We start from the raw sequence: 13,365 nt of genomic DNA on the forward strand, positions 1-13,365 counted from the left end.
AATTATCATTTTTAATAATTAAAAATGAATATGATGGACAATTTCTATGTCATCTCCCCTTCCATTGACAAGGCAACAGCTTGAAACTCATATCAGTTTTACAGAAATACCCTATGAAACAACCGAGGAAATTCCAGAAGGCGTTGAATTTGTGGGTCAAAAAAGGGCCTGCGAGGCTTTCGATTTTGGCCTTTCTCTTTTTAAGCCTGGCTACAACATTTTCGTCATGGGTCCCCCAGGCATTGGTAAAAAGACTTTCCTAGAAAAGGTACTGAAAGAAAAGGCAGCCCAGGGTCCTACTCCTCTTGATTGGTGTTATGTCTTTAATTTTGAGAATGAAAGCAAACCCAAGGCCCTATCATTTCCTGCTGGAAAAGCATCGGAATTTGCTGATGACATGGCAAGGCTTGTTGATGATCTTAAAATAGGAATTCCTGCCATTTTTGAAAGTGACGAATACCGAACAAGGGCCCAGGAAATCGAACAGGAGTTCATTGACAAGAGAGAAGAAGCTTTTAACAAGCTTAGAGAAAAAGCTCAAAAAGAAGGTATAGCTCTTCTACAAACACCCGCTGGGATTGCTTTTGCTCCCTTTAAGGATGGTGAAGTGCTCGATCCTGAAAGATACAATGCCTTGCCTGAAGAAGAGAAAAAAAGGATAGAATCGGCAATCCGAATGCTGCAGGAAGAGCTTACCGCCATTCTCAGGCAGATCCCAAAATGGCGCAAAGATGTCCAGAACAAACTTCGGGAACTCAACCGTAACTATATACAGGGAGTTGTTTCTGGGCTTCTCGAAGAGCTCAAAGCCAAATACAAACATATGGATAAGGTCTTGAGCCACCTTGAGGAGATTCAAAAGGATGTTCTGAAAAATGCCGAAAGTTTTCGGACGCCTAAGGAAGCTGAATTGCCTCCTTTCCCAGGTATGGGAGGAATGAGCCGAGAACCCTTAGAATATTTACTCAAGCGTTACAAAGTCAATGTTATCGTGGATCATTCTCAATTATCCGGTCAACCCATTGTCTTTGAAGATAATCCTTCTTTTGTAAACATTGTGGGCAGAATCGAACATATTGCCCAGATGGGAGCTCTCCTCACCGATTTTTCTCTAATTCGGCCAGGAGCCTTGCACCGTTCAAATGGTGGCTATCTTGTTATGGACGCCTTGCGGGTTCTTTCCCATCCCTATGCATGGGAAGGACTTAAAAGAGCCCTGCGCAGCCAACAGATCAAAATAGAACCTCTGGGCGAGGCCTTGGGGTTATTAAGTACAGTCTCTCTTGAACCCCAACCCATTCCTTTGAGTCTTAAAGTTATCCTTATAGGAGACCGGCTGATCTATTACCTGCTTTATCAACTTGATCCTGAATTTAAAGATCTTTTTAAAGTCAGCGCTGATTTTAGCGAAGAGTTTGAAGTCAATCCTCAAAATCTGCACCTCTACTGTCAGCTCATCGCTTCTCTTTGTCGTACTCACAACCTCGCTCCTCTGGACAAATCGGCTCTACGTCATATTGTTAAGCAAAGTTTAAGATATTCTCAAGATACCCAGAAATTCTCCCTACATACCAGAAGGATCCTCGACCTTCTTGAAGAAAGTGATTACTGGCGTAAAAAAGAAAATGCTCAGATTATTACCGCAGGACATGTCCGGTCAGCTATTGTATCTTATTATAATCGCATAAACAGAGTGCAGGAAAAAATTAAAGAATCTATTTTAAGGCAGATCCTGTTGGTTGAAACTGAAGGGAAAAAGATTGGTCAAGTCAATGGACTTGTGGTGGTTGATATGGGGAACTTTTCGTTTGGCTACCCAACAAAGATAACTGCCCGTGTGCGATTCGGTAATGGACATGTTATCGATATCGAAAGAGAAGTCAAATTAAGCGGTCCCATTCATTCAAAAGGGGTTTTAATCCTTTCTGGACTTCTAGCGGGCAAGTACCTTCCAGACGAACCTCTTTCTTTAAGTGCAACTTTAGCTTTCGAGCAATCTTATTCTTTTGTTGAAGGGGATAGTGCCTCTGCAGCAGAACTTTGTGCACTGCTCTCCGCTCTTTCTGAACAGCCCATAGCTCAATCGATTGCTATAACCGGTTCAATCAATCAACTCGGAGAAATTCAACCCATTGGTGGGGTTAACGAAAAAGTAGAAGGGTTTTTTGATATCTGTGCATCCCGAGGACTGCATGATCAGTGCGGGGTGATCATACCATGGTCTAATCTTCAACACCTTGTTCTTAAAGAAGAGGTCCTTGATGCTGTAGAAAAAGGACTCTTCAAAATTTATCCCGTGAAAACGATCGACGAGGTGATGGAAATTCTAACCGGGATTCCTTCGGGTCAAAGGGGACCGGAGGGAAAATATCCTCCAGGTAGCCTTAATGGGAAAGTCGAAGAAAAGCTGTCTCAATTTGCCAGACGCGCTCAAAAATTCGCCTCCCCTAATTTAAAAACGGGTACTGAATCCATGGAAGGAAATGAATGATTAATAAAATCCTACTTTTCGAAAATCTCACCGTTTCTCTCAACAATGCAGCGCTACTTGCTGCAAAGCTCGAAGCTGAGCTTTTAGGGCTATTCGTTGAAGATATCAACCTCTTACGGCTAAGTTCACTTCCTTTTGCTTATGAAACCGAAACGCACTCGGCCATAACAAGGCCTTTACATGCCGAATCCCTCTTAAGAAGATTCCGCAGGATGGCAAGCCAAATGGAAGAAAGACTTTCTCATGTAGCTCAGCAGCTCAATGTTCCCTGGTCATTCCAGGTTTCTCGGGGGATTCTCTGGATAGAGTTGGTCGAAGCCGCTAAAAATTGTGATCTCATTGTTGTTTCACAAAAAGGTCAATTCTCAAATTTTTTATCTTTTTTTGAAGACCCTCTTTTCCGGTTACTTGAAGAAGCTCAAAAACCCATTCTTTTCTTTTCTACGGAAAAGCAGCTCAGTCCTCCTTTCGGTTTGCTCATCGATCCTTCGAAAGATTTCGTCTCTATCCTCAATTTAGCTGTTGGTATTAGCAAGAAATTCTCTGCAGCCTTGACTCTATTTTTGTTGAACAAGCCTCTAGATGAGGTTCAACGACATAGAATCGAAACTCTGACAAAAGATATTGGTAGGCTTTCTGTTATTCAGGGAGTGGGAGAAGAGCCAACAGCAATCGCCTCCCTTATAGATGAAGAAAAAATTGGGCTACTGTTTTTCTCCCTGAAAAGCTTAAGTTTAGAGAAGGAAAAATTAAAGATTCTTCTGCGTTTATTGGATTGTCCAGTCTTATTATCTCCTTAAGGAAATCTCAAAAATTATCTTTAGCTTATCCTCCATTTTACAAATCATAAGACTTGCATTACTCGATTTACATCGATAAAAAAGAAAATAAAGTGTCGATGAAATCGGAAAGTTTAAATCCTTTTTGCCATCCTATTTTATCCCTTTATCCTGAAAGGTTAACCGCTGATTCCCTCTGGCATGGACATATTCCTTTTGCATTCTGGATTACAGCAGCGACTCAACCCCATGTATTCGTTGAGCTTGGTGTATACAAGGCAGACTCTTATTGTGCTTTCTGTCAAGCTGTAAAATATTTACATTATCCCACTGCCTGCTATGGCATAGATCACTGGAAAGGAGATGAGAACACCCCACCCCTAAGCAAGGATCAGGTAGAAGAACTGGAGGCGTACCATTACCCTCGTTATGGTTCTTTTTCAAAACTCCTTTCTCATAGCTTTGACGAGGCCCTGGAATTTTTTAAAGATAATTCCATAGATCTGCTTCACCTTGACGGATCCTCATCGTATCCTTCTGTACGCCATAATTTTGAAAGGTGGCTTCCTAAAATGTCCGATAGAGGGGTTGTACTCATTCATGGGACCAATGCCCGGGAAAAAGATTTTGGGAGTTGGTTATATTGGGAAGAAATCAAAGAGGCTTATCCTCACTTCCATTTTCTCCATGGCTATGGGTTAGGTATACTTGCGGTTGGCAAAGACATTCATCCTTCCTTAAAAGCATTGTTGAGCCTAGAAAAAGAACAGACAGATATCGTCCGCTCCTTTTTTTTACGTCTAGGGGAAGGAGTCGTAGCACTAACCAAAAACGAAAAGCTAAGAAAAGAAAAAGAGAGTCTTCTTTCGAGAATAAAAGAGCTTGAAGAAAAGATTCAAGAAAGTGCTCTTATCAGTTTGCAGTTAAAAGAAAAGGAAAAAGAAGCCGACGATCTGTCAGAAAAGCTCCATAAACTCCAAGAAAAAGAAAAAGAATTTTACCTGGATCTTTCTCAGCTCTTTAAAACTGCTCCGGAACAATCTACAGATCCCCTTTCTCTTTACAATAGCATTAAGGAAAAATGGGAAGAACAACACAACCTTATAGCCAGCTTAAACGACCGACTCAGCCGGCTAGAAAAAGAAAAAGAAGAGCTACTGCGTAGAGAAGAAGAAAAAAATAAGATCAAAGCTCATCCCGTTGAAAAAATAGATTTACAATCACCGATCAAGACGCCCAAAGCCAATTCTGTAGTGCAACAACTCAAGGTAGTTGTAGAAAAAGAGCCTTCCAGTTTTGATACATCTGAGAATTTAAAGAAAATACAGCTTAATTTAGCTAACCTTGAAAAAGAATTTCACACTTATCAAAACCGGTTGATAGAAGAAATTCGAAGAATTAACTGCCTGGATGCAAAGCGATTAGAACAGCAGTGTAAAATCTATAAAAAGACCGTGAAGAAAAATTCTTTCTTTGCTTGTCTTTTCAATCCGAAAGCCAGGGAAGAAAACAGGCTTTTCGAAAAAGTTCTTGAATTCAATCTCTTTGACCCCGATTTTTATATTCTTCAGGCTCCCGATGTACCGAGGGATGAAGCCCTACGCCATTATTTCAGAGAAGGCTGCTTTTCCGATCTCAACCCTAATCCCTATTTCGATACCTCTTATTACTTGAAACAAAATCCTGAAGTTAGCCAACAAAAGAAAAATCCTCTTATCCATTTTATTGAGGAAGGGGCAGCAAACCGGAGGAATCCCAGCCCCTATTTTGATATCCAGTACTACCTAGAACAGTATCCAGAAGTTGCAGAACAGAACTTAAATCCCCTTTCACACTTCCTTATCCAGGGAAGAAAGGAAGGCAGACTAAGCCGAGCTATTCTTAAAATCAGCTCCCGTATCAGGCCAAGTTTGATGCTTAAAGAACCACAACCAACCTCGCTTTGTCCAGTTTGCGGAAAAGAGCTTTCGCTTATTTCCAGAAAAAAGTCTTCACCGGATCAAATTATTTGTCCTCATTGTCACTCTAAAGAAGCGGAAGTGGAACTCAGCAAAACCCTGATTCAATACCTCGCCCCACAAGCCCATTGCCTCAAAGAAGTTGCCGAGATAGTCCAAGATAGACAACTTCTTCTTTTTGGGCCCCTTAAATCTATTCAAGAAGTTCTTTCGAGGAGTTCCACCGTTCATTTTTTCTCCGACTTTAATCCTCAACAGCTTTTGGCTTTTTCTAAAGATTTTTTCGACTTCGTTTTAGGACTTCTCCCTCAACATTTTCCTATGAAAGACAAAGAGCTGTTCCTGGCAATATTTGAAAGATTGAAGCCCAAAGGAAAATTGATTCTATCTTTCTCTCTTCTCAACGTTCCTTCTGAGCAGCCCATCAAGGAGGATCAAACCCAATCCGAACCCAGTTCGTCGGTTGATCTTAATTGGCAAACCGATTTATTTCAAATACTCAAAGAATGCGGTTTTAACTTTGTTAACCCTCAACAAGGAGTTATCCAACCCCCTGCCTCAGCTGTGATCGTTCTTGAAAAGCCAGAAACCCTCAGCGAGAAAAATCATTCCACTGGTTCTTCTGTTGTTGCAGAATAAGATATTGCGTGCTTGTCATTGTTTATTTTAAAGCTATTTTTTTATTTAACCTTGCTTATGACCAGCAGTTGCCTTCAAAAACTCCCCTTTTATACACATTGTGATAGACAGCTCTTATCGAAGTTCTCGGCTCTTATTGCTCCAAAAAACGATACGGAGCTGCACGCTCTAGCTCTCGAAGCCCGAAGGCTAACCCAGCTTTATTTTGGCAAAACCCTTCGGCTCTATACTCCTCTTTATCTTTCCAACGAGTGTATTAATAGCTGTGTTTATTGTGGGTTTTCCAGGGAAAATCCCATTCTGCGATTAACCCTAAGTCCCGAAGAGGTCTACCAGGAAGCTCTTTATCTTTGGAATGAAGGATTCCGATCGATCCTTCTTGTTGCTGGAGAACATCCGAAGTTTGTCTCTATAAACTACCTTGAGAGTTGTATAGATAAAATACGAAAGCTCTTCCCGGCGATCGCCATAGAGGTCGCCCCTATGGAAGTGGCTGAATACGAAAGAATGGTCAATGCGGGGGTTGAAGGAGTTGTCGTTTATCAGGAAACATATAATTTCGATCTCTACAAGCTTTACCATCTTTTTGGTCCCAAAAAAGATTTTTTCTGGAGAATGGATTCAGTCGAAAGAGCCTATGCTGCGGGTGCACGTCGATTAGGCATTGGTGCTCTTTTTGGACTTGCTCCATGGCGAGAAGAAGCTTTATGTTTAGCTGCCCATACATCATATCTTTTAAAAAAATGCTGGCGGGCTACAATCACTGTCTCTCTTCCTCGTTTGCGCCCTGCAGCTGGTGGATTCACACCTCCCTATCCTATGGAAGACAGGGACATGTTTCATTTTTTGTGTGCCTTCCGGGTTACTTTTCCCCAGGTAGGAATTGTTCTTTCTACAAGAGAACAACCTCAATTCAGGGAAAAATTAATTCCTTTTGGAATAACGGCTATGAGTGCCGGCTCAAGAACAGAGCCAGGAGGTTATACCCAAGCAGGGACACACTCTTTGCATAAACGGTTTAAGGGCAAAGAAATGCCACTTTGTGAAAGTGAAAAAAAAGGAGCCAAAGCTACCGAACAGTTTGAAATTAGCGATAGGAGAACCCCCGATCAGATTGCCAATGTTCTTAAAACCATGGGTTATGAACCCGTATGGAAGGATTGGGAAACATGTCTAAACAGATCCCGGTAACCGTAAATGGAAAAGTCATCACGGTGGCCGAAAACAGCTCTATTCTGATGCTTCTTCAACAACTCAATTTGGATCACAATACGGTTTTAGTCGAGTTAAACAAAACCGCTCTTTTAAAAAAAGAGTATGCTTGCACTGTTTTAAAGCCCCACGATAGGATCGAGTTAGTACAAGTCAGTGCAGGAGGCTAGCTGCGTTATTCGTTTCTTAATTCAAATCCTCTGCAAAATTTTCAGAGCCTGTTTATCCAGGCTAATTATTTCTTCGAGATCTTCACCCAGCAAGCAATAATGGCCCATTTTTCTACCTATTCTAGGATGCTTCTTCCCGTAAAGATGCAGCTTAAGAGATGGAATCTTCAACAATTCAATCCAATTAGGCGACTGGCCATCCTGCCAAAGATCTCCCAACAAATTACGCATGAAAACTGGTCCTCTCAGAGTCGTTTGACCTAGGGGTAGGTTACAGATAGCCCGGATTAATTGCTCAAATTGGCTTGTTAAACAACTATCTAAGCTAAAATGGCCTGAATTATGCGGCCTTGGAGCCAATTCATTGACAAAAATCTCAGCATTTTCTGTAAGGAAGAATTCAACTGTGAGTAGTCCCACTACCTTCAAGGATAAAGCAATTGCAAGTGCAATTTCCTTGGCCGTTTCTTCAATTTTTTTTTCTATGTTCGAAGGCACAATGGAATAATCTAAAATGGAGTTGCGATGAAAATTTCGAGGGATAGGGAAAAAAGCATAGTTCTTTTTATATCCTAAAGCAACGATGACAGAAAACTCTGCAAAAAGGTCCAGTTTTTTTTCGACCAAAGCCAGTTCCGGTTTGCCAATATCCTCCCACCCTCTCTGACAATCCTCGATCGAATGCAGTTGCACCTGTCCTTTGCCGTCATAACCAAGTAAGGCGGTTTTTAATATCAAGGGCAGCCCAAGCCTAGCGGCTGCATCTTTTATATCCTCAACGCTTCGGACTACTTGATGAGGAACAACAGGAAAGCCGTTGCAAGCCAAGAATTCTTTTTCTTTGACCCTATGCTGACTGATATCAAGAACTGACCCCGAAGGACAAACAAGGCTATTTTCCTCAAGCTTTTTTACCAATACAGCTGGAATATTCTCAAATTCGTAAGTGAGGATATCAACCGACTGAGAAAAATCCTTTAATCTATCGGAATCATCATAGGGATAGTTCCAATGCCGACTTGCCACCTTTGCAGCTGGACAAAAAGGATCGGGATCATAAATCTCTATCTCATAACCCATCCTTCGTGCTTCCATGGCGGTCATTTTCCCCAACTGACCTCCGCCAAGTATGCCTATTGTTGAACCAGGTAAAATTTCTTTCATCTTTTCTTACAACGTTTCATCAAGAACTTTTCGAGTCTGCTCTACCCTAAAAAGTTCGAGTTTCTTAGCCAACTCCTTATCTTCAAGGGCTAATATAGCAACCGCAAGTAAGGCTGCATTCTTGGCTCCACTTTCACCGATCGCTAAACAACCCACAGGGATACCAAAGGGCATCTGTACAATGGAAAGAAGAGAATCTACTCCTCTAAGTACCTTGCTTTCTACAGGCACTCCCAGTACAGGGAGTCGGGTATAAGAAGCCATCATTCCAGGAAGATGAGCCGCCCCCCCAGCTCCAGCAATAATTACTCGAAGTCCTTTTGCAGCCGCACTCAAGCCAAATTCCCTTAAAAGTTCAGGGGTCCGATGAGCAGAAACGATCTTTTTTTCATAACCAATGTCAAATTCATCAAGAATATCGGCAGCTGCTTTCATTGTTTGCCAATCAGAGCGGCTTCCCATAACAATGGCCACAACAGGAAGTTTATCTTTTCTACGGTCAAGATTCATTTTGTCTCATCTTTTTTTTCGAAATTCTTCAACGGAAATTGTTTTACTATTTTTGTAAATATTCCTTCCACAGGCCACAGCCTTCCTTTTCCATAATCCCCACATGCAAGTTCACCTTCATCAGGTCCAATGAGAGCAACACCTCTTTGTTTTAAAATTTGCACATTTTTCTGAACAGCGGGATGTTGCCACATGATCTTATTCATTGCGGGAGCGACCCACACAGGAGAATGAGTAGCAAGCAAAAGGGAGGTAAGAAGATTGGGAGCAAGCCCCAAGGCGTATTCGGCTATCAGATCAGCCGTAGCTGGGGCAAGAAGAACCAGTTTTGCATTGCGAGCTAACTCGATATGCACGGGATTCCCATTAAGGAGTTCCCAAAACATCTCATCGGTATAAGCCCTCCTATGAGTAACGCTTTCAAAGGAAAGCGGTCTTACAAATTGCAGTGCTGCAGGCGTAAGAACGGCATCTACAGCATAGCCTGCTTTAGACAAAGCACTAGCCAGTTCCACAGCCCTAAAGGCAGCAATTGAGCCACTTACTCCTAGAACAATCGGGAAAGATTCACTTTGTTTTTCTCCATTCATAACCCAATCTCTTTAAGGGCCAGGTCAATCAATAAATATCTTCAATCAAGGTGAGCCTTCGACTCAGGTAGCGCTCAGCACGCATGATCGCCCGGAACTTCGTCAAATCCTCCTCCATGGAACCACTCAGTATGGTATATTTAAACTCAGGCCAAAGCTTCATTTCTTCTCTGGCAGTTTTGAGCCGTTCACGGAGCTGTTCCTCAGTCTCAGTCCCCCTTTTCCTCAATCTTCTTTCTAGTTCTTCAAGAGTTGGAGGCATGATAAAAACATCGACTAGGGCATTCTTGAGGAGAGGATCCTTATTTGATCGAATTTGCCTTGCACCCTGAACATCGATGTCAAGAAGAACGTCAGTCCCATTTTTTAGGGCACTGATTACACTGCTTTTTAATGTCCCGTAATAATGACCATGAACCCGAGCATACTCGAGGAACTCCTGGGCTGAAATTTTTTTAAAAAATTCATCTTCGGTTAAAAAAAAATAATCCTCCCCATTAACTTCTCCGACTCGGGGTGGTCGGGTGGTGCAAGAGATTGAAAATATAAAATCAGGAGTTTTCCTTAAATTGGAACAAAGGGTACTTTTCCCCGCACCGGACGGAGCTGATATCACAAACAATATACCTTCTCTTCGAAAAAACTTTTCCATTAAAAAAAATATTTCAAAATGAAAAAGAAAATAAAGAAAATCTTATTTAATAACCTTTTTTTTTGCGGGTTAAAAATAGCACTTTTACTTTATGAAACTCCTCTTTGCTTAAAAGGCTTTTTGTTGCAAGGATGCAACTTGGCTTACGTCCTTGTCTCCCCTTCCAGAAAGGTTTACAGCTACGATTGAACCTTTAGGCAGTTGTCGACAAATTTTCATGCAATAGGCCACCGCATGAGCACTTTCCAACGCGGGCAATATACCTTCGGTTTTAGATAAAAGGAAAAACCCCTCTAAGGCTTCCTCATCTGAAACCTTCGTATAAAGGGCTCGAGAATGATCTCTTAAAAAAGCATGTTCAGGACCAACCGCTGGATAATCGAGTCCTGCAGAAACCGAATGGGTTAAAGCGATCTGTCCATCATCATCCTGCAGAACAAAAGTTTTCGTTCCGTGCAAAATCCCTAACCTTCCAGAAGCAAAACGGGCCGCATGATCACCCAGTTTCTCTCCTTTTCCTCCCGCCTCGACGCCTACCAGCTGAACTTGAGGATCAGACAGAAAGCCATAGAAAAAACCTATAGCATTACTACCACCCCCGACACAAGCTATAGCCACGTCGGGAAGCCTCCCTTCCTGCCTGAGAAATTGCTCTCTACACTCTTCACCGATCACTTTCTGGAAATTTCTAACAATCATGGGATAGGGATGTGGACCCAAGGCCGATCCAAGAACATAATGGGTTGTCCGTATATGGGTCACCCAATCTCGCATCGCTTCGTTTATTGCTTCTTTCAGAGTTCTCTGGCCAACCTTCACAGCCACTACTTCCGCTCCAAGCATCTTCATCCGAGTAACATTCAAGGCTTGCCTTTCCATGTCCACTTCACCCATGTAGATTCTACATTCCAAGCCAAAAAGGGCACAAGCTGTCGCTGTCGCAACTCCATGTTGACCCGCACCCGTCTCAGCCACTATTCTTTTCTTTCCCATTCGCCTGGCCAAAAGAACCTGGCCTAGAGTATTGTTAATTTTATGAGCTCCCGTATGGAGTAGATCCTCTCTTTTAAGATAAACCTTGACTTCTCCAAGGATTGAAGAGAGCCTTTTTGCATAATAGAGAGGAGTGGGTCTACCCGCATAATTTTTAAGCAGCTCTTCGAGTTCTTCTTTGAACCGGGGATCCTGCAAAGCTTTGTTGTATTCAACTTCTAACTGTAACAAAGCTTCCATTAACGATTCAGGCGCAAAACGTCCTCCATACGGACCATAATAACCTGAACTATCTGGAACAGTTAAGAGACTGGGTGAGTGGGTTTTTTGCATTTTTCGATAAAGTCCAAGAGTTTCTTTTTGTCTTTTTTCCCGGGATATTTTTCTACCCCGCTAGAAACATCAACCCCAAAGGGTTCGACTTCACGCAGGGCTCTTTGAATATTGTCCGGGTTTAGACCCCCCGCAAGAATAAAAGGATAAGAATAGTGTTGCCTTAGCAAAGAAGCTTTTCCCCAATCAAAGGGTTTTCCGGATCCTCCCCATTTTTCAGAAGGAGAATCGAGTAAAAAAGCGAATGTACAGTCTGCCCACTCTTTAATTTTTTGCTCAAAAGGAGGCCTTAAAGCCTTGATTATTTTACCCCGAGGCAAACGGTGACCGAGCGCGAGGGATTCTTCTCCATGAAGTTGCCAAAGGTCAATTGGCAGTTCTTTTTTTAATATCTCAATCTCTTCTAGCGATGGATTAACAAGAACAGCTACTTTCAAGATATTCAGCCGACTAAGGAGATTGGAGGCCTGGGAAAGGGGAAGATAGCGTGGACTTTGAGGATAAAAAACAAATCCAAGGGCATCAGCACCATATTCTATAGCCAACTGGCCATCTTCATAAGAAGTAATCCCACAAATTTTTACCCAGACCTTTGCCTTGCCAATAGGGTAATCAAAAACCGTTCCATCAGAATTACTCATTGCTGTCCATACATAATCGAAGCGGATTTCCTGCTTCATCGAGGCCCGTTTTACTTCGGGCTTTGCGGCCGAAGCCAGAGCCTTCCTCTTAACAGGACAGCCTTCCGGCAGAACTCGCCGTAGGGCCGCCCGAGGTAGGCCAAACCATGCTCCAGCATGCTCAAGTTATATAACAACACGCAACTTTGCACAAGCAACTAACGAGCAGTTATAACCCTTTTCATGGATTAGCCAAAATTCATCCAAATATAGGGCTCTTCCTCGTGCCCCTGGGTAAAAAAGATCGAGATAAAAGATCAGCAATCGCTTTTGCTGGATCTTCTTGCCTCATAAGAAACTCCCCTACTAAAACCGCATCCGCCCCTCTCATTCTCAAGTCACAAAGATCATCACTTGAACTTATGCCACTTTCGCTCACCACAATTTTATCCTCGGGAATAAGGGGTAGGAGTCTTCGGCTCACTAACAAATCCACATGAAACGTTCTTAAATCTCTATTATTAATCCCAATCATCGAGGCTCCTGCTTCCAATGCCCTCTCTATTTCCACTTCATCATGCACTTCAACAAGAGGCTCTATGCCCACCTGCATACAATAAGAATACAATCTAAAAAAGTCTTTTACGGGAAGGATTGAAACAATCAACAAAATCGCGTCAGCCCCTGCAAGAATACTTTGAAGAATCTGCAGTTCGTGAATGATAAAGTCTTTTCTCAACAAGGGAAGTTTAACCGACTGTCTTATTTTTTTAAGATCCTCCAGAGAACCATTGAAAAACTTTTCCTCCGTAAGCACACTTATACAATCAGCCCCAGCTTTCCTATATTTCGATACCTGCAGAATAGGATCGGTTGATGAACCGATAACCCCTACAGAGGGAGAACTTCTCTTAAATTCAGCGATCAATCCCATCTTTTTTTTGTGGCGTAAAGCTGCAGAAAAAGCTTTCCTGGGCATGGACAACTCAGAGAGTTCTTTTTCCATCTTGGAATGAAGAGGAAGGAGCTTTTTGATTTCCTCTTTTTTAGATGCGATAATCTGGTCTAACCAGCTTAAATTTCTATTCATATATTCCTTTTTTTTTGGCTAAAGGATAATATTGGTACTAATATTATGGGAAAAAGGGTAACGATCCGAAGAAAATTTATAATTTTTTAAACAATTTTCTCTTTTTAGGAGTAAAACCTAATAATCCGAAATCCAGTCAAAACTTATTGACTTTTAAACTAAAA

The 13,365-nt window shown here is 42.0% G+C and carries 12 protein-coding genes; 5 read left to right on the plus strand and 7 right to left on the minus strand.

Features of this window, described 5'->3' with window-relative positions; genetic code table 11:
* Window positions 1–46: 46 nt before the first annotated feature.
* The 5 genes from IT6_RS04845 (at window position 47) to thiS (ending at window position 7,249) form a co-directional block, all read left to right on the plus strand.
* Window positions 47–2,491: a Lon protease family protein gene (locus tag IT6_RS04845; protein WP_206828247.1), complete on the plus strand. Its 2,445-nt coding sequence runs from the start codon at window positions 47–49 to the stop codon at window positions 2,489–2,491.
* The gene (locus IT6_RS04850) at window positions 2,488–3,291 is read left to right on the plus strand and encodes a universal stress protein (RefSeq protein ID WP_134440438.1); all 804 of its coding nucleotides are present in this window, start codon (window positions 2,488–2,490) and stop codon (window positions 3,289–3,291) included. Before IT6_RS04845 ends, IT6_RS04850 begins: the two co-directional genes overlap by 4 nt.
* A 98-nt stretch (window positions 3,292–3,389) precedes the next feature.
* On the plus strand, window positions 3,390–5,867 hold the full coding sequence (locus IT6_RS04855; protein ID WP_206828249.1) for a class I SAM-dependent methyltransferase: 2,478 nt from the start codon (window positions 3,390–3,392) through the stop codon (window positions 5,865–5,867).
* Between the two features lie 57 nt (window positions 5,868–5,924).
* Entirely contained in the window at window positions 5,925–7,058 is a 1,134-nt protein-coding gene (gene thiH, locus IT6_RS04860; protein ID WP_206828256.1) for a 2-iminoacetate synthase ThiH, read from the plus strand.
* Window positions 7,037–7,249 carry a sulfur carrier protein ThiS gene (gene thiS, locus IT6_RS04865; RefSeq protein ID WP_242524352.1) on the plus strand — a complete coding sequence of 71 codons (213 nt, stop codon included), beginning with the start codon at window positions 7,037–7,039 and terminating at the stop codon, window positions 7,247–7,249. The genes thiH and thiS overlap by 22 nt, the downstream gene beginning before the upstream one ends.
* 21 nt (window positions 7,250–7,270) lie before the next feature.
* Here the strand turns inward: thiS and IT6_RS04870 are convergent, their stop codons facing one another.
* From IT6_RS04870 to trpC, 7 genes are all read right to left on the minus strand, one after another.
* Window positions 7,271–8,413, minus strand: coding sequence for a 5-(carboxyamino)imidazole ribonucleotide synthase (locus tag IT6_RS04870; RefSeq protein WP_206828258.1), 1,143 nt, complete (start codon window positions 8,411–8,413; stop codon window positions 7,271–7,273).
* A gap of 6 nt (window positions 8,414–8,419) precedes the next feature.
* Window positions 8,420–8,923: a 5-(carboxyamino)imidazole ribonucleotide mutase gene (purE, locus tag IT6_RS04875; protein WP_206828261.1), complete on the minus strand. Its 504-nt coding sequence runs from the start codon at window positions 8,921–8,923 to the stop codon at window positions 8,420–8,422.
* Window positions 8,920–9,513 (minus strand): flavoprotein, encoded by a 594-nt coding sequence (locus IT6_RS04880; RefSeq protein ID WP_206828263.1) that lies wholly within the window; start codon window positions 9,511–9,513, stop codon window positions 8,920–8,922. Before IT6_RS04880 ends, purE begins: the two co-directional genes overlap by 4 nt.
* A gap of 28 nt (window positions 9,514–9,541) precedes the next feature.
* Window positions 9,542–10,129, minus strand: a complete 588-nt coding sequence (gene gmk / locus IT6_RS04885) for a guanylate kinase (protein WP_242524353.1) — start codon at window positions 10,127–10,129, stop codon at window positions 9,542–9,544.
* A gap of 144 nt (window positions 10,130–10,273) precedes the next feature.
* Window positions 10,274–11,491 carry a tryptophan synthase subunit beta gene (trpB, locus tag IT6_RS04890; RefSeq protein ID WP_134440446.1) on the minus strand — a complete coding sequence of 406 codons (1,218 nt, stop codon included), beginning with the start codon at window positions 11,489–11,491 and terminating at the stop codon, window positions 10,274–10,276.
* Entirely contained in the window at window positions 11,461–12,171 is a 711-nt protein-coding gene (locus IT6_RS04895) for a phosphoribosylanthranilate isomerase (protein WP_242524354.1), read from the minus strand. Before IT6_RS04895 ends, trpB begins: the two co-directional genes overlap by 31 nt.
* A 199-nt stretch (window positions 12,172–12,370) precedes the next feature.
* Window positions 12,371–13,201, minus strand: a complete 831-nt coding sequence (trpC, locus tag IT6_RS04900) for an indole-3-glycerol phosphate synthase TrpC (RefSeq protein WP_206828265.1) — start codon at window positions 13,199–13,201, stop codon at window positions 12,371–12,373.
* Between the last annotated feature and the right edge of the window lie 164 nt (window positions 13,202–13,365).

It is taken from the genome of Methylacidiphilum caldifontis (assembly GCF_017310505.1).
Lineage (GTDB): Bacteria > Verrucomicrobiota > Verrucomicrobiia > Methylacidiphilales > Methylacidiphilaceae > Methylacidiphilum > Methylacidiphilum caldifontis.